The organism is Kitasatospora sp. NPDC036755 (genome assembly GCF_040636595.1).
GTDB lineage: Bacteria > Actinomycetota > Actinomycetes > Streptomycetales > Streptomycetaceae > Kitasatospora.
This window is the reverse complement of the sequence record NZ_JBEZUT010000109.1, coordinates 1-25,050: the sequence shown is the minus strand read 5'-3', so window position 1 is coordinate 25,050 and position 25,050 is coordinate 1. Positions and strand designations below refer to the sequence as shown.

22 protein-coding genes and 1 pseudogene are annotated in these 25,050 nt (G+C 73.1%); 7 read left to right on the top strand and 16 right to left on the bottom strand.

Going from position 1 to position 25,050, the window contains the following annotated elements:
* Together AB0E96_RS18320 and AB0E96_RS18315 are read left to right on the top strand one after the other, a co-directional pair.
* Positions 1 to 190 (top strand): hypothetical protein (locus AB0E96_RS18320; RefSeq protein ID WP_359824600.1); only part of this gene is annotated, 190 nt, incomplete at its 5' end.
* Between the two features lie 87 nt (positions 191 to 277).
* The gene (locus AB0E96_RS18315; protein WP_359824598.1) at positions 278 to 715 is read left to right on the top strand and encodes an SRPBCC family protein; all 438 of its coding nucleotides are present in this window, start codon (positions 278 to 280) and stop codon (positions 713 to 715) included.
* A 163-nt stretch (positions 716 to 878) separates the two neighbouring features.
* On the opposite strand, the gene AB0E96_RS18310 is transcribed toward AB0E96_RS18315, so the two are convergent.
* The 6 genes from AB0E96_RS18310 to AB0E96_RS18285 form a co-directional block, all read right to left on the bottom strand.
* Entirely contained in the window at positions 879 to 2,057 is a 1,179-nt protein-coding gene (locus AB0E96_RS18310) for a hypothetical protein (RefSeq protein WP_359824595.1), read from the bottom strand.
* Between the two features lie 187 nt (positions 2,058 to 2,244).
* Positions 2,245 to 2,370: a hypothetical protein gene (locus AB0E96_RS18305; RefSeq protein ID WP_359824593.1), complete on the bottom strand. Its 126-nt coding sequence runs from the start codon at positions 2,368 to 2,370 to the stop codon at positions 2,245 to 2,247.
* 42 nt (positions 2,371 to 2,412) lie between these two features.
* The gene (locus AB0E96_RS18300; protein WP_359824590.1) at positions 2,413 to 2,661 is read right to left on the bottom strand and encodes a hypothetical protein; all 249 of its coding nucleotides are present in this window, start codon (positions 2,659 to 2,661) and stop codon (positions 2,413 to 2,415) included.
* A gap of 103 nt (positions 2,662 to 2,764) precedes the next feature.
* Positions 2,765 to 3,625 (bottom strand): hypothetical protein, encoded by an 861-nt coding sequence (locus AB0E96_RS18295; protein ID WP_359824588.1) that lies wholly within the window; start codon positions 3,623 to 3,625, stop codon positions 2,765 to 2,767.
* A gap of 187 nt (positions 3,626 to 3,812) precedes the next feature.
* Positions 3,813 to 4,082: a hypothetical protein gene (locus AB0E96_RS18290; protein WP_359824586.1), complete on the bottom strand. Its 270-nt coding sequence runs from the start codon at positions 4,080 to 4,082 to the stop codon at positions 3,813 to 3,815.
* A gap of 121 nt (positions 4,083 to 4,203) precedes the next feature.
* Positions 4,204 to 5,127 (bottom strand): LysR family transcriptional regulator, encoded by a 924-nt coding sequence (locus AB0E96_RS18285; RefSeq protein WP_359824583.1) that lies wholly within the window; start codon positions 5,125 to 5,127, stop codon positions 4,204 to 4,206.
* 114 nt (positions 5,128 to 5,241) lie between these two features.
* Here AB0E96_RS18285 and AB0E96_RS18280 point away from each other — a divergent pair, with 114 nt between their 5' ends.
* On the top strand, positions 5,242 to 5,769 hold the full coding sequence (locus AB0E96_RS18280; RefSeq protein ID WP_359824603.1) for a DapH/DapD/GlmU-related protein: 528 nt from the start codon (positions 5,242 to 5,244) through the stop codon (positions 5,767 to 5,769).
* A 39-nt stretch (positions 5,770 to 5,808) separates the two neighbouring features.
* Positions 5,809 to 6,539, top strand: a pseudogene (locus AB0E96_RS18275) (IS5 family transposase); the annotation flags it as partial.
* Positions 6,540 to 6,676: 137 nt separating this feature from the next.
* Here AB0E96_RS18275 and AB0E96_RS18270 read toward each other — a convergent pair.
* Complete coding sequence (locus tag AB0E96_RS18270; protein ID WP_359824581.1) at positions 6,677 to 7,393, bottom strand: hypothetical protein; 717 nt, start codon at positions 7,391 to 7,393, stop codon at positions 6,677 to 6,679.
* 183 nt (positions 7,394 to 7,576) lie between these two features.
* Between AB0E96_RS18270 and AB0E96_RS18265 the strand changes: the two genes are divergently transcribed.
* The gene (locus tag AB0E96_RS18265; protein ID WP_359824579.1) at positions 7,577 to 8,116 is read left to right on the top strand and encodes an SMI1/KNR4 family protein; all 540 of its coding nucleotides are present in this window, start codon (positions 7,577 to 7,579) and stop codon (positions 8,114 to 8,116) included.
* A 206-nt stretch (positions 8,117 to 8,322) separates the two neighbouring features.
* On the opposite strand, the gene AB0E96_RS18260 is transcribed toward AB0E96_RS18265, so the two are convergent.
* The 4 genes from AB0E96_RS18260 to AB0E96_RS18245 all read right to left on the bottom strand — a co-directional run bounded on the left by AB0E96_RS18260 (position 8,323) and on the right by AB0E96_RS18245 (position 11,666).
* The gene (locus AB0E96_RS18260; protein WP_359824576.1) at positions 8,323 to 8,694 is read right to left on the bottom strand and encodes a MerR family transcriptional regulator; all 372 of its coding nucleotides are present in this window, start codon (positions 8,692 to 8,694) and stop codon (positions 8,323 to 8,325) included.
* Positions 8,695 to 8,720: 26 nt separating this feature from the next.
* A complete protein-coding gene (locus AB0E96_RS18255; protein WP_359824574.1) occupies positions 8,721 to 9,482 on the bottom strand; it encodes an SDR family oxidoreductase in 762 nt (253 codons plus the stop codon).
* Positions 9,483 to 10,196: 714 nt separating this feature from the next.
* Complete coding sequence (locus tag AB0E96_RS18250) at positions 10,197 to 10,583, bottom strand: hypothetical protein (RefSeq protein WP_359824571.1); 387 nt, start codon at positions 10,581 to 10,583, stop codon at positions 10,197 to 10,199.
* A gap of 60 nt (positions 10,584 to 10,643) precedes the next feature.
* Entirely contained in the window at positions 10,644 to 11,666 is a 1,023-nt protein-coding gene (locus AB0E96_RS18245) for a helix-turn-helix domain-containing protein (protein WP_359824569.1), read from the bottom strand.
* A gap of 71 nt (positions 11,667 to 11,737) precedes the next feature.
* On the opposite strand from AB0E96_RS18245, the gene AB0E96_RS18240 reads away from it, so the two are divergent.
* The gene (locus tag AB0E96_RS18240; RefSeq protein WP_359824566.1) at positions 11,738 to 12,373 is read left to right on the top strand and encodes an HD domain-containing protein; all 636 of its coding nucleotides are present in this window, start codon (positions 11,738 to 11,740) and stop codon (positions 12,371 to 12,373) included.
* Positions 12,374 to 12,673: 300 nt separating this feature from the next.
* On the opposite strand, the gene AB0E96_RS18235 is transcribed toward AB0E96_RS18240, so the two are convergent.
* Positions 12,674 to 16,840, bottom strand: a complete 4,167-nt coding sequence (locus tag AB0E96_RS18235; protein WP_359824564.1) for a trypsin-like peptidase domain-containing protein — start codon at positions 16,838 to 16,840, stop codon at positions 12,674 to 12,676.
* A gap of 4 nt (positions 16,841 to 16,844) precedes the next feature.
* The gene (locus AB0E96_RS18230; RefSeq protein WP_359824562.1) at positions 16,845 to 17,264 is read right to left on the bottom strand and encodes a CU044_2847 family protein; all 420 of its coding nucleotides are present in this window, start codon (positions 17,262 to 17,264) and stop codon (positions 16,845 to 16,847) included.
* Between the two features lie 651 nt (positions 17,265 to 17,915).
* Between AB0E96_RS18230 and AB0E96_RS18225 the strand changes: the two genes are divergently transcribed.
* On the top strand, positions 17,916 to 20,288 hold the full coding sequence (locus AB0E96_RS18225; protein ID WP_359824559.1) for a LuxR C-terminal-related transcriptional regulator: 2,373 nt from the start codon (positions 17,916 to 17,918) through the stop codon (positions 20,286 to 20,288).
* Here AB0E96_RS18225 and AB0E96_RS18220 read toward each other — a convergent pair.
* The 3 genes from AB0E96_RS18220 to AB0E96_RS18210 form a co-directional block, all read right to left on the bottom strand.
* Complete coding sequence (locus AB0E96_RS18220; RefSeq protein ID WP_359824557.1) at positions 20,285 to 21,799, bottom strand: ABC transporter ATP-binding protein; 1,515 nt, start codon at positions 21,797 to 21,799, stop codon at positions 20,285 to 20,287. The genes AB0E96_RS18225 and AB0E96_RS18220 overlap by 4 nt on opposite strands.
* A complete protein-coding gene (lanKC, locus tag AB0E96_RS18215) occupies positions 21,796 to 24,492 on the bottom strand; it encodes a class III lanthionine synthetase LanKC (RefSeq protein ID WP_359824554.1) in 2,697 nt (898 codons plus the stop codon). Before lanKC ends, AB0E96_RS18220 begins: the two co-directional genes overlap by 4 nt.
* Before the next feature lie 88 nt (positions 24,493 to 24,580).
* Positions 24,581 to 24,703: a class III lanthipeptide gene (locus AB0E96_RS18210; RefSeq protein ID WP_359824552.1), complete on the bottom strand. Its 123-nt coding sequence runs from the start codon at positions 24,701 to 24,703 to the stop codon at positions 24,581 to 24,583.
* Positions 24,704 to 25,050 lie beyond the last annotated feature (347 nt).

The following is a 25,050-nucleotide window of genomic DNA, read 5'->3' as shown; positions in this document are numbered from 1 at the left end:
GGTGCTCGGCCCGCTGCTGGAGTCCCGCGCGCCGGTCGCCCTGGTCGCCCCGCCGGGGCTCGGGGCCGCCGCCTTCGCGATCGCCCGGCTGGGGACGCCGGCTCACCCGCCGGTGGTGGTGCTGCTCGACGGGGACGGCGACCTGGCGGCGGTGGCGGGCCTGCTGGCGGGGCTGCCGTCACGTCGGTGAGGCCTGCGGAGGCCTGCGGAGGCGGTCGGAAGCCCGCGGAGGCCGTCGGAGGCCTTCGACGGCCTTCGACGGCCTAGAGTGGCCGCCGTGGCCCGCTTCGTCCTGATCCGCCGAACCCCGCTGCCTCCCGCCGAGTGCTGGGAGCGGCTGACGGCCTGGCCCCGGCACGGCGACCGGGTGCCGTTCACCCGGGTCTCCGTCGTCCGCGGCACCGGCCGGGAGGCGGGCGGCGTCGTGCTGGCCCGCACGGCCCTCGGGCCGCTCCGCTTCGACGACCCGATGGAGATCGCCGAGCTGGTCGCCCCCGGCCCCGGCCGGGACGGGCGGTGCCTGCTGGTCAAGCGCGGCGACCCGGTGCACGGCCGCGCCGAACTGCGGGTCCGGGCGGCGGCGGACGGCGGCAGTGCGGCGCTCTGGACGGAGGAGCTGACGGTCGTCGGCCTGCCCCGACTGTTCGACCCCGCGCTCGCTCAGGCGGGGCGCCTGGTCTTCGGCCGGGTACTGGACCACCTGCTGACGGCGTAGCGGCACGGGCGGGCGGGCCCCGGGTCCACTGCCGACCGGCCCGGATCGGGCACGCCCGACCTGCCGAGGCGACCCCACCCCCGGCGAAGGGGTCGGGGCCGCGTCAGCGGGTGGTTCGGCGAGGGCCTCGGCGAGGGCTTCGGCAGGGACTTCGGCAGGGGCTTCAGCGGGTGATGATGTCGAGGCCCGCGACCACCCCGGCACTCGGGGAGACGTTTCCGGCGAGGTGGAAGGTGCGGCCGTCAGGGCCGAGCACCAGGTTGTGGGTGAGCCCGACGCTCGGCGGATAGACGCTCTCGGCGGGGACGAGGGCCCCGGCCTCGGTGTCGTAGGCGAGGATCACGCTGGAGTAGTAGGGGCCCTGGGGGTAGGGCGCGCCCGGCCCCATGACGCCGGAACTCTGGCTGACCACGTACACCCGGTGCCCGTCCGGGCTGACCACCGGGGACCGGAGGTCTCCGTGGCCCGGCGCGAAGTGGAAGCCCGAGGTGACGGTGTCCGTCGCCGTGTCGACGGTGTAGTCGGACGCGGAGTTGCCGAAGCCGTACAGCGTGCCGCCGTCGGGGCTGAGGACCGCGCTGCCGGAGGCCCCGTGGCCGTCGGTGAAGGTCCGGACGACGGTGAGCGCGGTGGGGGTGACGCCCAGGTGGACCAGGCCGGCCGAGGTGGTGACGTAGGCGTCCGCGCCGTCGGGGCGCAGGACGATCGAGCCGACGCCGTCGCCGGGGAGCTCGATCGTCGCGGTGAACGCCCCGGTGGCGGTGGAGTACGCGAGGACCCGGCCCGGCCGGGCGCCGAAGCGCTGCCGCGGTCCGGCCTGGGCGAGGTAGACGCCGGCGCCGTCCGGGGCGACCGCGAGGGAGCCGACGACGCCCTCCAGGTAGCCGTCGGGGCGCGGCTGGGCCGGGAGCGGGACGTCGGCGAGGACGGTACCGGCGGCGGTGTCGACGGTGACCAGCCGCGCGGAGCCGACGACCGCGTACAGCCGGGTGCCGTCCGGGCCGAGGGCCAGCGAGTTGACGTAGGTCCCAGGAGTGGTGGACAGGGTGAGTGCGGTGGTGACCGTGCCGGTCGCGGTGTCGACGACCTTGAGCACGGTCGTGCGGGCACCGTCGTCGTCGATGACCCCGACGTAGGCCTTGGCGCCGTCGGGGCTGACGGCGACGACCGGGGCCGTCCACCCGACCGCGAGCGACCGGGCGGTGCCGGCCGTCAGGGCCGCCACGTCGGCCGCGCCGGGCACCGGCAGCGCCGCGGTGGCGGCCCCGGGTACGAGCGCCAGCAGCAGTCCGGCCGTCGCCACCGTTCCCAGCCAACGGGCCCCGCTCATGAGCGATTTCACGCATTCCTCCCTTTCGCCACACAACGCGTTCGCATCGGCGGGCGCCAGCGTACGGGGCGGCCGGGGAGCGTCCCCGGGCCTCGGCGGACGGGTGCGACGAACGCCGACCCGCCGTGGACACCCCGGTGCCCTCCCCTACGGCACATGACGGAGCCCGCCACGCACCGGCCACTACGCCACGGGCGGGTCAGTCCTCACCGTGGTCGCCGTAGCGGCGCCGCCACTCCCGGGCACGGGCGTTGTGCCACTGCACGCCCTCCACCGCCTCGTGCTCGGAGAGGCCGCTCAGGCGGGCGACCACGCTCAGCGGCACGGGCTCGTCGCAGTCGGCGAGGGTCCGGCAGACCTTCGCGGCTCACTGCTCCTCGGGGACGAAGGGGCGGCGGCGGTAGTCCGCGACCAGAGCGGCCAGGTGGTCCGCGCAGCAGGCGAGGACGACCCGTCTCCCGTCCAGTTCGGGTTCGGCGGAATGCAGGACGGACGAGTCCGGTACCAGGGCGCCGAGAAGCTCGGCCCGGGCGACGGCCCGACCGCAGTGGTCGCACAGGTCCAGGGTTTCCGCGTCGTCGGCAGGGCCGCCGGCCGGGGGTCCGATGTCCTCCATGGCGCGCGCCTACCCCGCGAAGCCGAGGCCAACCCGGGGCCCCGCAGGCCCGCCGGTCAGCGGCCGCCTCGGCCGCCCTGCCGCCCTGCCGCCCTGCCGCCGGTCAGCGGTCGCCGGAGGTCGGGGAGCGGTCCAGGTACTGCCGGCGGACGTAGTCGCGCCCGTCCTCGCGCACCGCGGCGACGCCGTCGTGCTCGGTCAGACGCTCGGCCGCGATCCATGCGGCCACCACCTCCGCGTGGTCCGCGTCACCGCCCGCCAGCGCGATCCGGTCCGCCAGGGCGGCGGCGCGCAGCAGGTGCTCGCGCCGCTTGCGGGGCGGGCTCTTGTCGGTGGTCCGGCGGGTGTCGAGGTACCTCCCCTCCGCGTCGAGGGCCGGGGCGTGCGCGTACGCCTCCTCCGCCGTGGGCGCCGGACCGGCCGGCACGGCCCGCACCGGCTCGGACGGCAGCCGCGGCAGGCCGTAGACGTGGAGCACCTCGTTCGCGAACTCCGGCCGGTCGACGGGCAGGCCGCGCCGGCCGAAGACGGCGAACAGCTCGGCCAGGGCGCGCGGTTCGACGCCACGCGGCCGGTCGTCCTCGGTCACGTCGATCCGGCCGAGCTGCGGGCCCCAGAACCGGCCCGGCGGGTCCACCAGGCACAGCCGGAAGGTGACGTGGTGGCCGCCGGTCTCGATCTCCTCGCCGAACTCCATCCGCAGCCCGCGGATCTCCGACCAGGCGTAGCGGCGCGGCACCAGCAGCCGGACCAGCACGAGGCCGGCCTCCTCCTCCCGCAGCCGGAAGGTGTGCGGCACGGCGACGGCCACCGCGACGGCGACCAGCAGGCCGAGGAAGGTGGCCTCCCCCGGGGCGGTGGCAGCGGCTCCGACCAGCACGATCGACACCACCAGGCCCAGGACGCAGCCGATCCCGATGTTGCTCCCCCACCGCCGCATGAACGACAGCCGTACCGTCCGCATCCCGCCCCCTCCGTGTGCCCCCGCGTGGCTCCACGCTCCCGGGAACCGCCGGGCCCGGGCAAGCGTGCGCGGAGAGCTGTGACGGCCCCGTGACGAACCCGTCGCACCGCGGGTCCCGGTTCAGGGTCCGTACAAAGAACGGCTCTTACAGGATTTTCGTAGCTGTTGATCGCCCTGGGCTCTGGTGTCAGCTGAGGAGAATGCGCTGGCGTAGGAGGCGGTGTCCGGCGCGGCCGTAGTTCAGCACGCACGCCCAGGACAGCACGTGGTGCAGCACGCCCAGCATCCGGGCCCCGGCCGAGCCGGCCAGCGCGTCGGCGACCGCGTCTACCACCGTCCGCAGGGCCGGAGTGCGACGCCGGTAACGCCGCGTCAGGCCGGTGACCTGCTCGGCGAAGGCGACCTTCTCGCAGGAGGGGTTCTCCCAGTACAGGCGGCGCACCGATAAGTCGATCACGGCCGCACGGCCGCCCACCGCCTCCATCGGCGCTTGGCGCCGTGGACGCGCACAGAGCGGGGAACGCGACCACCTGACCGTTTCGTTGGTCCGCCTGGAGAGGAGCGTCCGTGAAGACACGTCAGAAGGACCGAGGTGCCCACACGTCGTCGGGGGCTCGCAGCCTTGAGGCGCGCAAATGGTCGCGTAGCGCAGTCAACACGGGGTGCTGGTCTCCGCTGCGAGACAGAAGCACGTGCGGGTAGACCGGAGTCGGTTCGTGCAACGGGATGCGCCGCAAGTCGTGGCTCTGGGGCCACAGGTACCGGTCCCTGCTGCCGACGAGGGTAGCCAGCGAGGCCGAGTCAGCCAGCGCGTCCATCAGGGCCTCGTCACCGAAGTGCGGGCCGAGCGCGTCGATGTTCAGGCCGAAGGTCTCGGCCAGTGCCTGGTAGAACGCTGCCCACTCCGTGCCCGGCGTGATCCCGGGAACCCAGATGCGGTGGCCGGCCAGGTCCGCAGGTCTGATCCAGGGTGCGTGGGCCAACGGGTGGCCGGGCCCGACCAGGAGCTCCAGGGGATCGTCCAGAAGTCGTTCGGCGCTGATCCCGGCCGGGACCCGGTGTGCCGACAGTGCACGGAAGGAAGCGTCGACGCTTCCTTCGAGCACCGCCCGGGCGGCCTGGGCGGCGTTCTCGTTGCCCAACGTGACCGCGTCCAGGTTCATTTCGGGGCGGGAGCGGTAGAACTGGTAGACGACCTGGGCGGGACCGATGCGCCGGTTGAGGACGTCGACACGAAATGGCCGGCTGCCGGGGCGCACAGCCTGCTCGGCCTGTTCGAGAGCCGTGAGGGCCTTGATGGCGTGGGGCAGGAAGGCCTGCCCGTCCAGGCTCAGCCGCGAGCCGCGGGAGGTCCGCACCAGGAGCGTGACCTCAAGGTGTCTCTCCAGGGCCGCGATCCGCTTGGAGACCGCCTGCTGGCTGATCCCCAGCTCGTCCGACGCTGCCTGGAGGCGGCCGGTCTCGGCAACGGCCACGAACGTCCGCAGCGCTTCGGCATCCACGCCTCCACCTTACTTCCACAACGATTGGTTGTGTCTGATGGGCGGTGAGGTTGTTTGATCGCGTGCCCTGGAGGGTGGTGGGATCAGCGCATGTCCACCCGCACAGACCAGGTCATGTATGTCCAGACGCCCGAGTTCGCGCGCCATGTGGAGCGAATCGTGGAGGTGACCGACGCGACGTCCCGGCTGAACGTGCTGCCGTTCGGCGACCGCGAAGGTCGCGCCGAATTGCTTTCCATTGTGTTCGGTGGCCCGCTCCCGGAGTCGGTGACGATCTATCCGCCGTTCTTCACCGAGTACGGGCTGAACACGACGTTCGGGGAGAACGTCTTCGTTAACCAGGGATGCACGTTCATGGACAGGGGCGGGATCCGCATCGGCAACGGTGTCATGATCGCCCCGAAGGTCAGCCTCATCACCGGGGGGCACCCGTTGCCCCTTGCCGAGCGCCGCGAATACCTCTCCTTCGCCCCGATCGTCATCGAGGACGACGTCTGGATCGGGACGGCTGCCGTGGTCACGCAGGGCGTGACCATTGGTGCCGGCGCGGTGGTCGCTGCCGGCGCTGTGGTCACCCATGATGTTCCTGGCGGGACCCTGGTCGCTGGAGTCCCCGCCCGGGTGATCAAGACGATCGACTGAGCCCGGCCGGGCCGGGCAGCACGTCTGCGGTCTGATGCGATACCCCGTCACGCCCGACTGACCGACCAGCAGTGGGACCGTATCCGGCCCCTGCTGCCCACCAGCTATGGTCGCCGCGGCAGGCCGGGGGCCGACCACCGCAGGATCGTGGACGCGATCGCCTACCGATACCGCACCGGCATCCCCTGGCGAGACCTCCCCAGCAGGTTCGGGTCGTGGAAGACCGTGTGGGCCCGCCACCGCAGGTGGGCCTCCGACGGGACCTGGGACCGAATCCTGGGCGTACTGCTCGCTGCTGCGGACGCTGCCGGGCAGGTCGACTGGCGGGTCTCGGTGGACTCCACGATCAACCGGGCCCACCAGCACGCTACAAACACCCGTCGTCCTGACTCGTGCCGTGTTGCGGCCCACGCCCGCGGTCCCGGTGCCCACTGCGTGCCGGCCGGGCACGCGATCGGGCGCTGTCGTGGAGGGTCTACCACGAAGGTCCATCACGCCGTGGACGGCCAGGGTCGGCCTCTGGCCGTCGTCGTGACATCCGGGCAGGCACACGACGGACAGTCCCTGCCGTTGCCGCTGGGCGACCTGCGTGTTCCGCGCTCTGGGGCGGGACGTCCGCGCACGTCCCCGACCGTGCTGCTCGGGGACAAGGCGTACTCCTCCCGCGCGATCCGCCAACGCTCAAGAACCTCGGGATCACCGCGGTCACCCCTGAACGCCGTGACCAGCGGGAGCACCGTCGCCACCGTGGTGCAGCGGGAGGTCGCCCACCGCCAGCACCAGGCGGCCACTGGCGGCACGGGGCAGCGGCAGACTGGCCAGCTCGGCCCGTCGGTGCACAGCACCGGGGCCGGGTCCGCTGTCCTGGAAATCCCCATGTGGGTGACCTGCGCTCGCCGTCGGACCGCTACCGCGGCAGGTAAGGATCCTCGACCGTCGGCCTTCTCCGATCACCCTCGGGGGTGAAGGTCAACGATCCGCGGAACGAGCCGGCGCCGAAACGCACTGCGAGAAGCACCGGTTGCGCATGCTCGGGCGGCCACGGTTCGCTCCCCGGTTCGCTGCCGTTCCACAGATGGAAGACCACCATCGGCTGCTGCGGATCCTCCGAGAGGTAGCCAAGCGTCTTCCCGTACAAGGGGTTGTTCCCTCCGAACAGCACAGAGGGAGGGCCGAACTCCGCCGTCACGTCAGCCCAGGTGCGGTCAGCCGCAGCCCACCCTCGCACCCGGCCTGTGACAGCCTCGTACTCCTCGGCTGTGAGAACCCGATCGGGCCCGAGCCAGCCGCGTCGCTGCGCGAACTCCGCGTATACCGAGGCGACTTCGTAGCAGTCACCCTGCGCGGGGAAGACCTCCTGGAAGGCCCCGCTGGGACCGATGGAGGTCCAGAGCCCCTGCTCTTCCCAGCTCTGCTTCAGCTGATTCCACGCCTCGGACTGGCGCTCGACGAACAGCAAATGGTCAATCAGGATCCGGAACGCCACCTCGCCCCCGTGCAACCCGGGCCAGCGCAGGGCGAGGTTGAGCTGATCAATGAGGTGATCACGGATCTCCTCAGCAGCGGCAAGCGATGTAGGAAGGGTCACGCACACAGTCTTCCGCAGGAAGATCAGCTCGATCACCCGTTCCGCCGACGAAGACGAGTGGATAGATCACCGGGTCAGTGCCTGTGTTCAAAAGTCTTAGCAGTGTTTTCCCAGGTCAGGAATCGAACGGAGCTCGCATCGCAGCTCGTCGGTGGGCCGGATCGAGGTGGCGAGGAGGAACAGCAGGATGTCGGACGCTTATGCCAGCATGCTCGTGTGATGACCACACCTGACGACCGTCCAAACGAGGCCACGCTCGACTTCCTGCGTTCGGTGTTCCCAGCCGAGTGGCGCGAGCCGATCCTGGGCCGTGATGGAGTCACGGCCTGGGAGGCCGAGAACCGGGTGACGCTTCCGGAGCCCTACCGGACCTTCATTGCGGAGATCGGCAACGGCAGCAGCCTCGGTCCCCCGGAGGATGAGGGTCTTCAGCCGCTGGGATGGCTGCCGGAATGCTGGCCGGGCACGGGGCCGCGGCGCCCGGGAGAGCCATTCCCCCTGGAAGAGGCGTGGGTGTGGGAAGACGACGAGACGATCGATGCTTACGATCCACGCGTCGATGCCGTCTTCAACCACGGGTCGGTCGTCCTCGGCGCCGAGGACGGACCATCGTTCTGGCTGCTGGTGACGACAGGACCTCATCGCGGTGAGGTCTGGATGGTGTCCGACGTCGGAGCCGCCCCGGTGCCGGTCTCCGAAGCCAGGAGCTTCGATGGATGGGTCCGGCACTGGCACGCAGGCAACGACTGGCTTGCCTGAGCGCAACGCGCCGGACCGCTGAAAGCCGATTCCGGGCGTGAGCACGCCATTTCAAGACGCCCGGTTCGAACTCCTGGTCGCCGAGCCCGCCGTCCGTACCGAGATCCGCATCGGATACGCACGGTAGCCAGACATGAGACATGTCCAGGCGGGGCTGTCTCATCATGCTCCGTCAGTTCTTCGGCCTCCGCAGTGAGACAACCGGGTCAGGCCACCGGGCGGATCCGGCCGCCGGTCTTGTATCGAAGTGCGGCTTCCAGCCGATCGCGGGCCTCGGTCTGGGCAGCGATCCGTTCGTTGAGAACCGCCAGCCGTTCCAGCGCGACCCGCAGACCATTGTCCGACGGCGGCGCGGCGGCCACATCACCATCCAGGCAGGGCAGGAACACCTGCACGTCGTCGAGGGTGAGTCCGGCGGCCAGCAGGTAGCGGATGTTGCGGACCCGCACCCCTGCCCGTTCGTCGTAGACGCGGTAGCCATTGGGGGCCCGTTCGGAGGAGATCAGCCCGGCCTGTTCGTAGTGTCGCAGCGCACGGGGGCTCGTCCCGGTCGCCTTGGCCAGCTCGCCGATCCTCACCCGTTCCACCTCCGGGGCCACTCCTATCACGCCACGACCGCGCCGCCGTCGACCGGGAGCACAATCCCGGTGACGAACGAAGCGGCCGGTGAGGCGAGCTGGGTAATGGCCCAGGCCACTTCCTCCGGCTGACCGATCCGGCCCAGCGGGGTGTGGGCCAGCTGCCATTCCCGCACCGCGGCGCTCCGCTCCGGCGTCAGGCCCTGGTGTTCGCCGATCGGGGTGTCGATCGCGCCAGGGGCGACCGCGACCACGCGGATGCCGCGGGGTGCAAGTTCGACCGCCCAGCTACGGGTGAGCAGTTCCAACGCGGTCTTGGTCGCGGCGTAGACCGAGCTGCCGGGCCAGGCCCGCTGTCCCACCGATGTGCTCACATTGATGATCACCCCGCCGGCCGCCTCCAGGAGGGGTAGCGCGGTCTGTGTCAGCAGGATGGGTGCGATCAGATTGGTGGCGATCTGCGGGGTGATCGTCTCCGGTGTGAGGGTGCCGAGGGCACCGCTGCGCACGATGCCGGCGTTGTTGACCAGCACGTCCAATCGGCCGTACAGCTCCCGTGCGGTGCGGATGATCCGCTCGGGCTCTCCCACGGAGGTGACGTCTGCGGCCAACGGGGTGATCCGCTCGTGACCGGCGGCGGTCTCGTGGAGCGGTTCGGCCCGCCGGCCGACGGCGAGCACGTGGGCGCCCTCCGTTGCGAAGGCCCGGGCGGTGGCCCGACCGATCCCGGTGCCGGCCCCGGTGACGGCGACGATCCTGTTGCTCTGCGGTGCGGTGCTGGTGTCCATGCCGTGATCGTCGAACCCTGCCGCCAGTGACAAGGTCAAGCGGCGCCCGGTGGGATCCGCTGGTCCAATGGGCTCACCGAGCCGGGAGCATGTGGACCGTGGCATGTGGGGCGGACCCGACTTCCTGCCGCAGAGCAACGATGAGCGGGTGCTGAGCCGCGAGGCGGGACAGGGCTGTGGCCTGAAACTCCTGGTAGAGCGCCGTCACGCGACCAGCCCTGGGCCCCGGTGCGCCGGGAGGACCGGGCAGGCTCGGCGCGACGGGTCCGCCGTCGGCGAGATCGGCCAGGTCCCGGGCGAGCTCGTCCACCGCGGCCCGCTCCGCCTCCGGGCCGCTCCGGCCGTCCGCGGCGGCGGCGGCAATGGCAGTGACGGAACCTCCGGCGGAAGGGTTGAGGACGGAGACGCCTCCCGCTCCGGCTACCCCGGCCAGAACGGCGGCAACGGCGGCACCGGCGGCTCGCCAGGCCACACCTTCGCGGCGCCCTGCGGTTGGGGTGCGGAGAATCCTGCGGATCACTCGGGTAGACTGCTGGCACGAGCGAGTCCAGTAGGTACCGCTCGATCCTCTCGGCGGTCGGGAAGTCGTCCCGGCCTGCGAGATCGCCGGGATTCCTGTCCTGGTCCGGGTCACGGCGTCGGTGAGCGGCCGCCAACGGTCTCGCTGTTGCGGGGTGGCATTGTGGAGCAGATAGCCCACGACCGTCTCCGTCGTCAGCGGCCGGCCCTCGACCACCGGGCCGAGCGCAGCACGGGCCCCTTCCTGATCGCCTTGGCGTAGTCGTGGGTCCGGCAGGTCAGCACCAGGGGCTCATGCGCCGGGCAGCCGGAGTTGAGTTTCCGCAGGGCCAGTGGCCGTTCGGCGGCAGGCAGTTCGTCCAGACCGTCGAGCACTGGCAGGATGCGCCTGCGGTTCAGCAGGTCCCGGACCATGCTGGCGCTCAGGCACGGGTACGCGTCGACGATCTGGCAGATCAGCCAGGATTTCGGATGTTCTTCGGCCCTCCCTCGAGAACTGGCCGCAACCGCCGGCCTGTTCGGGGCCAAGCCGCTGGTGTTCCCGGAGAACCCGCCCGCCCGGGTCGGCTTGTCCTCGGTCACGGTGGACGGCACCGTCGGGCCGCCGCTCCGGATTCCCCTGCCCCGCAGCCCACTTGGGCCCTACGCCTTGACGGTCCTGAAGGTGCCCCGGTAGTCCGCCGGGGACGTGCCGACGTGGCGGTGGAAGGCCGCCCGGAAGGCGGCGGGGCTGCCCAGCCCGCTGAGCCGGGCGATCTGTTCGACGGGCGTCGTGGTCGCCTCCAGGAGTTCGCGGGCCCAGTCGATGCGGGCCGCGGTGAGCCAGGCCATCGGCGAGGTGCCCGTCTCCTGCTGGAAACGGCGGATGAACGTCCGGCGGGACATGTGCGCGCGCTGGGCCAGGTCGTCCACGGTCTGCCGGTGGGCGAGGTTGCCGAGCATCCAGGTGCGCACCGGCCCGAGACCGTCGGCGCGGGCCAACGGCCGGAATCGGTCGATGAACTGCGCCTGCCCGCCGGGGCGTTGGGGCGGGGCGACGAGCACCCGGGCGCGGGCGTTGGCGGCCGCGGCGCCGAAGTCCCGCCGGATGATGTGCAGGCAGAGATCGATGCCGGCGGTCACGCCCGCCGAGGTGAGGACGTCGCCGTCGTCGACGTAGAGTTGGTTGGGCCGCACGTCGATCCGGGGGTACCGGCGCTGCAGCGCGGCGGCATCCTGCCAGTGGGTCGTCGCGGGGCGCCCGTCCAGCAGCCCGGCGGCCGCCAGGAGGAACGCGCCCGTACAGATCGACACCAGCCGGGCGCCGCGCTCGTGCGCCGAGCGGATCGCCGCCAGTGCCGCGGCCGGCGGCGGGCTGTCCGGGTCCTGGTAGCCGGGGACGACGACGGTGCCGGCGTCCCGCAGCGCCTCCAGCCCGGCGGCCGCGGCGACGGTGAAGCCGCCGCTGTCGACCGGTCCGGCGGCCGGATCGGTGCAGACGGTGACCCGGTAGTGCGAGTCCGTTCCGAAGGTCTGCACCGGGATGCCCAGGTCCAGCGGAAGCACCCCCGGAAGTGCCAGCACCGCGACCCGGTGTCCCTCGGTGACCGGCGGGCCCGGCGTGGTCGGCGGGCGCGGTGCGGTCGGTGTGATCGGTGTGATCGGTGCGGTCGGCGTGATCGACATGGCACGATCCTAGCGACCCATGGCACCCGTGCCACTTTCGCGGGCAGGACTCCGGTTCCTAGCCTTGAGCCATGGACATCCCACTCGACCTCCCCACCGGCCCCCTGGCCGACGCCGTCCTCTCCGCCGTACAGGCCACCGAGACCCCGGCGGTGGCCAACCACAGCGTGCGCAGCTTCCTCTTCGCCCAGCTCCTCGCCGCCCACGAGGGCTGCTTGGACGACGCGGCCTACGACCGCGACCTGCTGTTCGCCGCGACCGTCCTGCACGACATCGGCACCGGCACCCTGGCGAAGGGCGACGCCCGCTTCGAGGTGGAGGGCGCGGACCTGGCGGCGGACCTGCTGCGGCAGCACCACGTTCCCGAGCCGGACGTCGACCGTGTGTGGGAGGCGATCGCCCTGCACGCCTCCACCGGCATCGCCGAGCGCCGCGGCCTGCTCAGCTACCTCACCCACGAAGGCGTGAGCACCGACTTCGGCCGCAACGCGGACGTCGTCGCCCCGCACGCGCGGCGGATCCACGCCGCCTACCCCCGGCTGACCATGGTCGGCTCGCTCGTCGACGCGATCGTGGAGCGGGCCGCCCGCTCGAAGGCCGCCGCACCCCGCTACTCGCTCGGCGGCGAACTGCTCCGCGAACGCCGGGCCGACGGCATCACCGGCCTGGAGCTCGCCGCCGCCACCTCCCCCTGGGCGGCGGAGTAGCCGCCCGCCCGGACACCATCGGGACGTGCAACGGCGCGTGCTCCCTCCCGCACGCGCTCGGCCGTGAATCCCCCGCTCTGGGGAGCGCGTTGACGAGGACGGCCGAGTGGACGAGGACGGCCGAGTGGACGAGGACGGCCGAGTGGACGCCCGGCCGCCGGCGCCATCGCGCCGCGCCTCGTTCGGATGATCGGGTCCGCGGCGGCAGCCAGGGGCGTGTCGAAGCCCGGGGCGACGGGCGACGGGCGACGGACGGCAGGCTGCGGGCGACGGCGGCGGGCGGCGGTCGTCTGCGGCCGTTCACGGGCGGCAGACGGCCGCGGAGGACCCGGGGAGATACACCTCCTTCTCGGCGCGGGTGAGGTCCCGGGCGACGGCTCGGCAGATCGTGCCGATCGCGGCGTCCGGTGCGATGTAGAACCAGAGCCGCGCGCTGCCGTCGTCGCCGCCGGTGGCGAGGGTTCGCCCGTCCGGGCTGAACGCCACCGACCGCACGGGGCCGGTGCGGCCGGTGAAGGTGACGAGGGCCCTGCCGGTGGCCACGTCCCACAGCCGCACGGTGGCGTCGGCGCCGACGGTGACGAGGGTGCGCCCGTCCGGGCTGAACGCCGGCGGCGGTACGGCGTCGGCATCGGCGCCGGTGAGGGTGGTGACGGTCCTGCCGGTGGCCACGTCCCACAGCCGCACCGTGGCGTCGTTGCCGCCGGTGGCCAGGGTTCGCCCGTCCGGACTGAACACCACCGACCGCACGGGGCCGGTCTGGCCGGTGAGCGTGCTGACGGTCTTGCGGGTGGCCACGTCCCACAACCGCACGGTGCCGTCGTGGCTGCCGGTGGCGAGGGTGCGCCCGTCCGGACTGTACGCCACCGACCGCACGGGAGCGGTGTGGCCGGTGAGCGTGGTGAGGGTGGTGAGGGTCGTGCCGGTGGCCACGTCCCACAGCCGCACGGTGCCGTCTTCGCTGTCGGTGGCGAGGGTCCGCCCGTCCGGACCGAACACCACCGAGGACATGGCATCGGCGCCGGTGAGGGTGGTGACGGTCTTCCCGGTGGCCACGTCCCACAGCCGCACCGTGGCGCCGCCGCCGGTGGCCAGGGTTCGTCCGTCCGGGCTGAACGCCGCCGAGTGCACGACATCGGCGTCGCTGAGGGTGGTGACGGTCCGGCCGGTGACCACGTCCCACAGCCGCACCGTGGCGTCGTGGCTGCCGGTGGCGAGGGTGTGCCCGTCCGGACTGAACACCACCGTGTCCAGGGCCCCGGTGTGGCCGGTGAGGGTGGTGACGTTCCTGATGCCGGCCACGTCCCACAGCCGCACCGTGGCGTCGTGGTCGAGGGGGGAGTCCCCGGTGGCGAGGGTCTGCCCGTCCGGGCTGAACGCCACCGCGCTCACGGGGCCGGTGCGGCCGGTGAGGGCGGCGGTGCTCCTGCCGGTGTCCGCGTCCCACAGCCGCATGGTGGAGTCGTCGCCGCCGGTGGCCAGGGTCCGCCCGTCCGGACCGAACGCCACCGACCGCACGGGGCCGGTGTGGCCGGTGAGCGTGCTGACGGTCTTGCGGGTCGCCACGTCCCACAACCGCACGGTGCCGTCGTCGCCGCCGGTGGCGAAGGTCCGCCCGTCCGGACCGAACACCACCGTGTTCACGGAACCGATGTGGCCGGTGCCGGCGGTGACGGTCTTCCCGGTGGCCACGTCCCACAGCCGCACCGTGGCGTCGTTGCCGCCGGTGGCCAGGGTCCGCCCGTCCGGGCTGAACGCCACCGAGTACACGGGGCCGGTGTGGTCGGTCAGGGTGGCGGTGGTCCGGCCGGTGGCTACCTCCCACAGCCGCACCGTGGCGTCGTTGCCGCCGGTGGCGAGAGTCCGCCCGTCCGGACCGAACGCCACCGAGGACACCGGGCCGGTGTGGCCGGTGAGGGTGACGGTTCTGCCGGTGGCCACGTCCCACAGCAGCACAGCGGTGGTGGTGCCGGTGGCCACGGTGCGTCCGTCGGGGCTGAACGCCACCGAGGAAACCGGGCCGGTGTAGCTGGTGAGGGCGGCGGTGGTCCTGCCGGTGTCCACGTCCCGCAGCCGCACAGCGGTGCCGCCGCCGATGGCCACGGTGTGCCCGTCCGGACCGAACACCACCGAGGACACCGGGCCGGTGAGGCCGGTGAGGCGATGGCGCAGGGGCAGGCGCGCGCCGTCCCGGAGGGCGGCGGCGGCCTCCAGGGTGGGGCTGGTGCGGTAGGCGGCCACCGCGAGGAGGGCGGCGAGCTCGGGGTCCGTACCGATCAGGGAGGCGGACTGGGCGGCGAGCTGCCGGGACTGCGCGGCCTGCCGGGCGGTGACGGCCGTCTGGCGCTGCCAGAACGCCACCCCCGAGGCGACCAGGGTGAGGGCCAGGGCGGCGGCGAGGACCGTGTTGAGGCGCCGGCTGCGCCGGGCGGCGGCCTGCTGGCGGTGGCGGCCCGCGGTGAGGAAGTCGTCGAGGCCGCCGGGCAGTCTGCGGCGGCCCGACCAGTCGGTGCCCTCCGCGAGGAGGCTTCCGGAGGGCAGGTCCTGAGGGTCGCCGCGTTCCTGCCAGCGGGCGTGCTGGGCGCGGGCGCGGTGGAGCCAGTCGTGGAAGCGCAGGTCCTGTTCGACCCATCCGCGCAGGGTGTCCCAGTCTCGGATGAGCGCGTCGTGGACCAGCTCGGCCACCGCGGTCCCGTCCGGGCCGTCCGGGCCGTCCGGGCCGTCCGGGCCGTCCGGGCCGTCCGGGCCGTCCGGCCGCGCATCCTCGCGGATCCGGTCGGTGGTGACGATGCGGTGCCGGGAGAGCACCGCCAGGACCTCGTCGACGGCCCGCAGCGCGTCGGGCGCGGCATCCTCGGCGGCCAGTTCGCGCAGCTCGCCGAGCGGGAGCCGCTGGCGCACCGCCGGGACGTTCAGGGACTCGTCGGCGGGCCGTACCAGGGCTGTCAGCATCCTGCGGGCGATGCGCCGCTGCCGGGTGGTGAGTTCGCGCAGGGCGGTGTCGCACCAGTCGGCGAGGGCCCCGGTGACGGCGCCGATGCGGCGGTAGGCGTCGTGGGTGAGGCGGCCGTCGTGCTCCGGGCGGCGTTCCCACAGCCGGGTGAGGGCGATTTCGAGCAGGGGCAGGACGGTGACGGGGGCCTCGGAGGTGCCGGCGGTCCGGGGGTTCAGGGCCAGGACGTCGGCGATGATCCGCTCCGCGAGGCCCGGGTCGAACCGCGTGCCCAGGTCGCGGGCGGGGCCGGTGACGATCGCTTCCAGGTCCGCGGCGGTGAGGGTGGCGGGGATGTTGAGGACGCCCCTCGCCCGCAGCGCGACGTCCAGCAGGTCCGGGGCGAGCGCGGACAGGCGGGAGTAGAAGTCGTCGCGCATCACCAGGACGACGCTGACAGCCGCGTCGGAACGGATCACGGCGGTGATCCGGGCGAGCGTCCGGAGGGCCTGGGGCCCGGCGGAGGGGGCGAGGAGTTCCTCGAACTGGTCGACGACCAGCACGGTACGGGGCCCGGGGACGGCACCGGCCACATCGCCGTCGTCGGCCCCGGGCTGGCCCGCCCGCGCGAGGACGGCCGGCAGGTCCGGGCCCGGACGGACGACCACGGGCAGCCACCGGTCACTGCCCGGCAGCCGCCCCGCGGCCAGCGCCGGAAGCACCCCCGCCTGGACCAGGGAGGACTTCCCCGAACCCGACGGGCCCAGCAGCAGCACCACCCGGCGCCCGCCCGCCAGACCCGCCAGGACCTGACGCACCGCCTCCTCACGGCCCCGGAACCAGCGGGCGTGCTCGGCGGTGAAGGGTTCCAGCGCGCGGTAGGGCGACACGTCGCGCTCGCCGAGGGCGGGCCAGACCTCCCGCAGGACGGCGGTCGGGGTGACGTAGGCGATGCCCAGGCCCCGGTCGTGGCCGTCCGGCGCGGTGATCGCGGTGAGCATCCCCACCACCAGGCCGGTCGCCTCGTCCAAGACCGGCCCGCCGCTGAACCCCTGCGTCAGGTCGTTGGCGTCGGTCAGTTGCAGGAGCTCACCCGCGCTGTCGGCGGCCGGCAGCAGACCGCCCGCCGTGGCGAACCCGAAGTGCCCGCCCGGCGGCGCCTGTACGGGGAACCCGAACGAGCGCACCCGGTGCCCGCGGCAGCCCGCCGCCGACCCCAGCGCCAACGGCGCCACCCCCACCGCGCGCTCCAGCCGCACCAGCGCGATGTCCTGCTCGTGCGGCTCGCGCCACGCGGCCTCCAGCACCCGGCCGGTGACCATCGGGGCACCGGGCGCGTGTGGGAAGACCAGCGTCACCGTCGCGCCGGGCCCGTAGCCGCCGTCCGCCAGGACGTGCGCGCACGTCACCACCAGGTCCCCCGCGACCAGGAAACCCGCGCCCACCACCAGATCGGCCCCGTCGCGGACCTGCGCGACGGCCGCCGGCACGCCACCGGCCGCCCCGGCCCGCGCCGTGTCCCGCTCGGCGGCCATCCGTTCAGGCCGTCGGTTCGTCGTCGCCCACGGAAGCCTCTTCGGCTTCTGCGGGGGCCTCGCCCGCGGGGGCTTCGCCTGCGGGGGCCCCGCCTGCGGGGGCTTCGGCCTCGCCCTTGCGCCATACCATGCGCACCGTCAGATGGCAGTTGGCCGAGGTCTTCGTGATCACCACCCCGGCCTCCGTGGCGAGATCGACCCCGAACTCCACCTCCACCTCGGCCGGCCCCGCGTCCCGCAACCGCCGCAGCACCGTGCGCGCCATGTCGGTCACCGGCTCCAGCGCCGACCCCAGACTCGCCGGAAGATCCCGGACCGCGTCACCGACCCGGCCCGCCTTCACCGGCCCGGCCGCCCCGTCCACCGCCTCGACGAGGATCGAACCCCCGCCGTCCAACGGCACCCGCGCCAACTGCTGCCCCATCTCGCCCCTCCCTCAACGCCGCCCCCCGGCGGCCACACCCACACCGTACTCGCGCCGGTATGGGGAGAAGGCGCGAACTCCCGGAACAGGCAAGGCCGTTCGAGCCTCACCTCAACCGGCCGCACGAGCACCGCACCATGGGGTGAGCACGCCCGCCCTCCCGCACGGCCCGCAGCAGCCACGAGCCGGCTTCTACGGCGGGCTGGTGGCGACCCCCAGGCGAGGCCCGCATGCCCGGACATCGGAAAGCGAGTGCCCGCATGAAGCACCGGACAGCCTTCGCCATACCCGTGCCGGCGGGCGCCGCCCTGGTGGCCCGCGTCCTGATCCCGGCCTCCGGACCGGCCTCCGGACCGGCCGAGGGGACCCCTCCCGGCCCGCTGTCGGCGTCGACCGCGTCCGCGTCCGCATTCGCATCCGCGGCGGCCACGCTCTCCGGGCAGGAACTCGCCGTCGCGCGGACGACAACGCCGGAGCAGGCCGTGCGCCTCCCCCTCGAACGCCCGGCGGGCACCTCCGCGGTCCGCGTCCCCGGCGGCGGCATCCTAGAAATCTGGGATACCGCCGACAACCACCGACAACCAGAATCGGCACGGACGATCCCGTCGGCGCACGGGCGCCGGGTGGGTGGAGCCAGCCCTGGAGCCGTCCATGACCCTCTCGTTCGAGTCCCCCGTCCCTCAGCGGGAGCCCGCGGAGCACCGGGCCCTCGTGGGCGAGCTGTTCGGGCGAGAACGTGAGACGGCCGAGCTGCTGCGGCTGCTCGCCGACCCCGCCGTCCCCGGCGTGCTGCTGCACGGCCTACCGGGCAGCGGCAAGAGCCGGCTGGCGTCCGCGGTCGCCGAGCGGTACCGGGCGGCGGGCGCCGTGGCCGGAACTTCCCTCCAGGCTCCGCTGCTGACGGTTGATCAGGTCGAACCGGACGAGTACCGGACGCTGCTGGCCCGATGTCGCGCGAGTGGGGCGAAGCTGCTCGCGACCGGTCGGCTGACGTCCGCGGGCGCCGACGTGGCCTTCCGGGTGGACCCGTTGGCCGTTCCGGTGGACTGGTCACCGATCGGCCTGGACGCCTTCTGCCGCATCCCCTCGGTGCAGCTCTTCACGGCCGCCCGACGTACCTGGAGCCCGGGCTTCACGGTGACCTCCCGATGTCAGCAGGCCGTAGGCCGGATCTGCGTGGAACTCCGGGGCCTGCCGGGCGCGTTGGTGCTCGCGGCTCGGGTGGCGGCACTGGAGGGCACCGGCACCGTCCTGGCCGCACTCGGCGGGGCGGGGGAAGCCGGACCCACAGGAAGCGACCCCGCGGGACACAACCCCGCGGGAAACGACCCCGCAGGAGGCGGACTTCCGGGCGGCGGGGCGGAGGCGGAGCCGGGCCGCCCGCCGGCCTCCTGCGCCGGGCCGCGCGTCCCACCGGCGGACGGGTCGCCGGGAGGAGCGGCGAGGCGACCGCCGGGGCGGGGCGGCCCGCTCGGCGCCGACGAGGCGCGGTTGATGGCCTGCGCGCCCCTGTTCGTCGGCGGGTTCGGGCCCGAGGCGCTCCGGGCGGTGTCCGGGATCTCGCCGAGCGCCTTCCCGGCGGCGCTCGAAGCCCTCCTCGCCCGCCAGTCGCTGACCCTCGAGGAGCGGCCGTCCGGTCGACTGGACGGCGCCGCCGAAACGCGACTTCACGTGCCGTTCGACGGCCTGCTCAGGGCCCGGCCCGTCGGCGGCACGTTCACCGCCCCCACCCTCCGCCATGCGCGCTACTACGCCAGGCTCGCGGCCCGGGCCGGCGGTCGGCTGGTCACCGGTGACCAGCGCGCGGCCCTGCTCGCCCTGCGCGTGGAGGAGGCCAACCTCCGACGGGCGGCCAACACCCTCACCGGTCACGGGCTCACCGTCGAGGCCCTCGACCTGATGGAGCGGCTGCTCGCGTGCGCCCGCGCCGTCGGCCGCGGTCCGGCCTGGACCGACCGGGACGCCACGCTGCTCGCCTCCACCGATGACACCGGCGGGCGGACCCTCCTACGGCTCACGCTCATGCGCGCCGATGCCCGACTGCTCGACGGCGACCACGAGGCGGCGGCTTCCCTGCTGGACGAGGCCGAGGCGGCCTCAGCCGGGTCGGAGCGATGTCGGACCGCGCCCGATGCCGATTCCACGGCGGCCCGGTTCCTGCGACTGCGCGCCCTGACCGGGTTCGACCGTGACCCCGCCCGAGCGCTCACCGCGCTCACCCGGGCAGCGGAGCTCCTCCGCGCGGCCGACGACGAACCGGCGGCCCTGCGCGCCGAGCTGGAGGCCGCCCTGGCCGGGCTTCGGCTCGGCCGGACCGCTCACGCCGGCGCACTGGCAACCCGGGTGCTGACGGCGGCGCGGCGCCGGGGGGACGCGCTGCTGACCGGTACGGCCCTGCTCCACCTGGGCCTGCTCGCCGCCGCCTGCGATCCCCCGGCGGCCCGCGCCCACTACGCCGAGGGGCTGACCCGGCTGCGCCCGCTCGGCGCCGTCGCCACGCTCGGCGCGCTGATCGGCCTGGTCGCGAGTCCGCTGCGCCCCGCACCGGCACGGGCCACCGACGCCGCCCGGCTGCTGGGCAGCTTCCATCCCGGGCGCGCCGGCATTCCCGGCGACCCGGCGGATCCCGACCTGGCCACCGCCCGGCTGCTCCCCGGCATCCGCCGCCGGCTCACCGAGGAGGAATTCACCCACGCACTGGCGACCGGCGCGGCCACCGCGCTCCTGGACCTCCTCTGCTCCCTCGGCGAGCCGGACTCCACCGGGACGCCATCGAGGAGGAAGCTGACGGACCGCCAGTTCCAGGTCTCGCTCCTGGTGGCCGACGGACTGAGCAACCACCAGATCGCCCGTCACCTGGGCATCTCGGAGTGGACCGTGGTCAACCACCTCCGCGAGGCGATGCGGCGGCTGCAGTGCTCCTCGCGGGTCGGCGTCGCCGGCTGGGTGCACCAACTCGGCTTCCAGGTCGACCGGTCCGCGTACCGCCCGGCCGTCACGTCCGCGACCACCCGGGGCGTCTAACGAAGCGCCGCGAGGGTCGCCACCCGGTCGAAGCGGCCGTCGATGGCCCCGTCCCCGTGGTGCACGACGAGCAGGGCGCGCCCCTCGGTCCGTTCCCGGAGCACCCGGAACACCAGCTCCCTGCCGCCGTCGTCGAGGTTCGCGAACGGCTCGTCGGCCAGGTACACGTCCGCGTCCTCGTGCAGGAGCACGGCGACCCCGACCCGCTGGCGCTGGCCGGACGACAGGTCCGAGGGCAGTTGGTCGGCCAGGCCGTCCAGGTCCATCGCGGCGCGCAGCCGCTCGTCCGCGACCAGTTCGCGTACCGGCAGCGGGGGCAGGTGCACCGGAGCTGTCAGGCTCGCCACCCGGGGCGGCAGGGTGACCGTCCCGGCATCGGGGGCGAGGGTCCCGGCCATGACGTGCAGGAGCGTGGTCTTCCCGCAGCCGTTGGGGCCGCGGAGCAGCACGCGCTCACCGACGCGCAGGTCGAACGCGTCGATCGACACCTCGGCCCCCTCGCCGTACCCGACCCGCACTCCGCGGACCCGCACCAGGCCTCCCTCGTCGTGGTACGGGGCCCGCCGTGAGTCCCGCAGGGACTCGATCCGCTGGAGGACCGCGCTGCTCCGCCGGGCCTGCGGAATCATGTTGACGAGCTCGAAGATTCCGGTCACCGCCCGCCACAGCGAGTTCACGAAGGCGAGGAAGCTTCCGAACGTCATCCGACCGGCGAGGACGAAGAAGGCTCCGATGATCATCGAGGCGGTGTCCGACAGGTTCATCACCAGGTCGCTGAGGGTTCGCTGCCGCTGCGACAGCCGGAAGTTGACGAATGTGGTGTCGAGGAAGCCGCGCAACGCGTCCCGGTTCACCGCGCGGGTGCCCGGCCGCAGTGACGGCAGACCGCGCAGGGCGGGGAAGGACTCCAGCGTGCGGGTCAGCGTGTTGATGTACCGCGCTTCCGCCTCGCGTTCGGGACCGGTGTTCTTCTCGATCCGGTCGCCGAGCCGGTTGCTCACGAGCACCAGCGGCGGCACGATCACCAGCAGGATGAGGCTGGCCTGCCAGGACAGGTAGAACAGCACGCCGAGGAAGGCGACCGACGCGACCGACTGCCGCGCGATGCGCAGGGAGACGTCGATGGCCGGCAGGACGCCCTGGGCGACGTCGTTGTGGATGCGGCTGACGTACGAGGCGTTCCCCGCCTTCGCCACCTCCCGGCCGTCCAGGCCGAGCGTGCGGCTCAGCAGCTCCGTCTCCAGCACCAGCGTGAACGCGTTCTCGAGGCGCTTGCGCCGGCAGGCGACGGCGTAGCCCGTGATGTTGAGGGTGAGTCCGAGCAGGAGGTACCCGAGGCCGAGGAGGAGGAACCTGCGGAAGTCGGCGGTCAGGATCGCCTGGTCGAACAGGGCCTTGAGCAGCAGGGGGTGCAGCAGGGCCTCGAGCCCGCCCGTGGCGGCCTCGGCGACGAGGACCACCACGAACGGGGCCCGGTGGCCCCGCAGCGTACGCCACAGCCGGTTGGTCACCGCGCCGCCTCGTCCAGCAGGAAGTCGGCGGTGCCACCGGTGTTCACGCGGTGGAGCACCCGCAGCAGCCCCGCCGACCCGGTCAGGTAGTCGCAGGAGCAGCGCAGCAGCCCCTCGCCGGGAAGACCCAGCAGGGTCCGGCCGTCCTGGCGCGGCAGGCCGAAGCGCTCGGCGGGCTCGAACAGGAACACCCTCCGGACGGTGTCGAGCTGCGTCAGCGCCCTGTCGCGGTAGGAGCGGTCCCCGGTGAACTCGGCCGCGTCGAGCAGCGCGTCGGCGATCCCGGTCATGCCGAAGCCGTACCCGGGCAGCACCGAGTAGCGGACGTCCAGTCCGCGCAGGACGGTGCGCGCCGCGTCCAGGTCCCCGTAGCGCAGCAGCACCTGCGCCACGCCGGCGGACCCCACCTCGATGTACGGCTCCATGGTCCCTTCGTGCTCGAACATGACCGGACCGCCGTCGTTCAGGGGCTTGGCGTGGGCCATCTCCCAGGAAAGCGCCTGCCGTCCGAGCCGCAGGTGGTGATCCTCTCCCGTGACCTGGTGCATGCGCAGCAGGAACATGGCGACGCCGGCCTGTCCGAATCCGAGGCCGGTCAGCGGCCCCTCGGTGGCGAACTCGTTCACCCAGTGGGCTCGCCCGCCGTCGTGCCGCACCGTGTCGTGCAGGACCTGCGCGCAGTCCCGTGCCGCGGCGAGATCGCGCGGGTCGCGGCCCTGCAGGAAGAAGCGCAGGTTCGTCATCCCGACGCCGGCGAGGCCGTAGTAGAAGGTGTAGTCGCCCTTCTCCAGCGCGCGCCGGTTGGCCTGGGCCAGCAGGTGCCTGGCCTCGGTCCCGAACCCGAGCGAGTCGGCCGCCCAGGCGATGCCGGCCAGGCCGTTCATGAGGCCGTCCGGGTACTCCGCGCTGTCGATGCCGGCCAGTTCGCCGCCCAGCCAGTCGCGCCATTCGGGCCGGATCGCGATGCCGGATGACTGCAGCGCCCACAGGACGCCGCTCGCCCCGAAGCCGAGGCTCAGCGGGTTGGTGACGTGCGCGAAGGGGTCCACGGGGAAGAGCGTGTCCCGGCCGGTGTCGGCGACGGCCTCGACGAACGCGGCCACTCCGTCCTCCGCCTCCACCAGTCCGAGCCGTTCCTCGACGACCGGCCGCGCCGGGAGGGCCTCGACCTGGTCGAGCAGCTCCGCCTCGTCCTCCAGGGCGTCCAGCACGTCAGTGAGGCCGATCCGGTCCCCGGCCAGGTCGGTGATCAACCGGTGGACGCGCTCCGGCCAGCCCAGGCCCTCGGTGATGTGGATCCGGTACAGGTCGAGGACGTCCTCGCGCAGGTAGGACATCGCCGCGATCGGGAAGACAAAGTACGCCATGGTGGACGCCAGGGCGTACCGGTCGCCCTCCGGCCCGAATTCCCTGAAACCGTCGCGCGAGAGGCTGAACCCCGGTGTGTAGAGCTCGACGGGCTGCTCCAACTCCGTTTCGCCGCTCCCGCCGCGACTGTCGGTCCCGGCCAGCCGGCAGGCCTCCAGGTCGACGATGGTCACCTCGTGGGTGTCCGGGTCGACGAGCAGGTTGGAGGCGGTGAAGTCGGCGAGGATCACCCCGCGGTCGTGCGCGGCCTGGATCGCGCGGGCCAGCCCGCGGAAGACGGCGAGGAAGATCCGCAGGTACTCCCGCGACTGCTCGATGTCGAACCCCGGCCGCGCGAGCGGGTTGCGTTCGAGCAGCACCGAGCGGAGGTCGGAGGCGTCGACGAACTCCTCGGCGATGAAGTGGTGCTCCCAGTGGCGGAACTTCGCGATCGGGGCCGGGTACGAGCCGGTGTCCGCCAGCCGGTTCAGGAACATCCACTCGCGGTCGAGGATGTCCACGGCGTCGTGGTTCCGACGGGGGTTGATGTTGGTGTGCGGACGGGCCTCCTTGAGCAGCACCGGCCGGTCGTCGTGCGCCGTGTCCTCGGCCGTGTACACGCCGCCGCTGTTGGAGAACTGGATCGCCCCGGTCACCCGGAACCGGCCCCCGACCAGGCCGTCGTCCTCGTCCTCGTCCTCGGGCTTCCAGTCGTCGAAGGGCCAGGGCACCCAGTCGGGCCGGGCGTTCCCCACGCTCCGGTCGTCGGGGACAGGACCGTCCGGTCCGAGGATCCGCGGGTGCCGCCGGCCGAGGACGTCGACGGTGTGGGTGTCGAGGAACTGGCCGTAGCGGAAGTACAGCGCCCTGCTGTCCCGGTAGCGCAGGTCCGACAGGACGTAGGCGCCCTGGTAGCCCTCCAGGAGTCCGGCCAGGTCGGCCAGGACCTTCCTGAACTCGTCGTCGCCGCGCGGGTAGACGGTGACGAGCTTGCCGCCGCTCCCCCGGGACATGGCCTTGGAGTTGAGCATCTCGAAGACGTTGAGGTCGAGGGCTATCTTGAAATCGGTCCCGCGTTCCGTCAGGTATCCGACCACCGAGGCGGCGATCTCGCGCACGTGACGGCAGCTCGCCGACACGTGGATCTTCCAGCCCTGTGCCGGCAGGTCCGGACTGGGCCGATGGCTCCACCAGATGCCGCTGCGGACGAACCGCGCCCGCAGCGGCTCGTCGAGCCCGGCGAGGAAGTGATCCGCACTCGGTTCGTACGAGACGTCGAGCGGGTCGAAGAACAGCGTGTCGTTCCACGCGAAGAGGAAGCGGTAGACCCATCGTTCGTTGCGCATGTCAGCCTCTGTGATCGTCCGCGGGCAGCCGGTGGGAGCGGCGGGGTCCGTGCGGGGGCGCGGCGCACCCCCGCACGGACCCGTCGGGCTACGACTCGCCGGGCTTCGGCGGGGGGGTGCAGCAGCGGCCGCTGCTGCTCGTCAGGCTGACGATGGCCACGGCGCTCAACTTGACGCGGGCCTCCATGTTCTGGAGCTTGAGGACACTCATCAGGGTCGTCTCCTGGGAGATCACGTGCGCGGGACGCGCAACAAGGGTGGGATGCGCACCGGCCGGCGGCCGGCACGAGCCCGGACCGTGATGCCTCCGCGGCCCGGGTGATGGAGAGTCTCGTCGCGGCGCCCGGGGTGCCGGTAGGGGCTGATAGTTGTCATGGCCTTCCGACCGGTTCGGCCGCAGACTGAAGAGTTGTCGTCCTTCCGGGCGTGATCACCGCTTCCTCCCACCGGGAAGGCGCGGGCCGCCACCCCTCGGCCACGGCTTCGAGCGGGCTGAGGGCCGCCGCCCGGCGCGCGGGAACGACGCCCCGGGCGACCGCGACACGCTGCTGCTGCCCG

What these genes read in the sequence shown, in the direction of transcription:
- AB0E96_RS18225 (WP_359824559.1), top strand. Translation starts at nt 17,916, where the DNA reads ATGACCCTCTCGTTCGAGTCCCCCGTCCCTCAGCGGGAGCCCGCGGAG.
- AB0E96_RS18265 (WP_359824579.1), top strand. Translation starts at nt 7,577, where the DNA reads ATGACCACACCTGACGACCGTCCAAACGAGGCCACGCTCGACTTCCTG.
- AB0E96_RS18235 (WP_359824564.1), bottom strand. Translation starts at nt 16,840, where the DNA reads ATGGCCGCCGAGCGGGACACGGCGCGGGCCGGGGCGGCCGGTGGCGTG.
- AB0E96_RS18255 (WP_359824574.1), bottom strand. Translation starts at nt 9,482, where the DNA reads ATGGACACCAGCACCGCACCGCAGAGCAACAGGATCGTCGCCGTCACC.
- AB0E96_RS18300 (WP_359824590.1), bottom strand. Translation starts at nt 2,661, where the DNA reads ATGGAGGACATCGGACCCCCGGCCGGCGGCCCTGCCGACGACGCGGAA.
- AB0E96_RS18280 (WP_359824603.1), top strand. Translation starts at nt 5,242, where the DNA reads ATGTATGTCCAGACGCCCGAGTTCGCGCGCCATGTGGAGCGAATCGTG.
- AB0E96_RS18295 (WP_359824588.1), bottom strand. Translation starts at nt 3,625, where the DNA reads ATGCGGACGGTACGGCTGTCGTTCATGCGGCGGTGGGGGAGCAACATC.
- lanKC (WP_359824554.1), bottom strand. Translation starts at nt 24,492, where the DNA reads ATGCGCAACGAACGATGGGTCTACCGCTTCCTCTTCGCGTGGAACGAC.
- AB0E96_RS18240 (WP_359824566.1), top strand. Translation starts at nt 11,738, where the DNA reads ATGGACATCCCACTCGACCTCCCCACCGGCCCCCTGGCCGACGCCGTC.
- AB0E96_RS18230 (WP_359824562.1), bottom strand. Translation starts at nt 17,264, where the DNA reads ATGGGGCAGCAGTTGGCGCGGGTGCCGTTGGACGGCGGGGGTTCGATC.
- AB0E96_RS18210 (WP_359824552.1), bottom strand. Translation starts at nt 24,703, where the DNA reads ATGAGTGTCCTCAAGCTCCAGAACATGGAGGCCCGCGTCAAGTTGAGC.
- AB0E96_RS18245 (WP_359824569.1), bottom strand. Translation starts at nt 11,666, where the DNA reads ATGTCGATCACGCCGACCGCACCGATCACACCGATCACACCGACCGCA.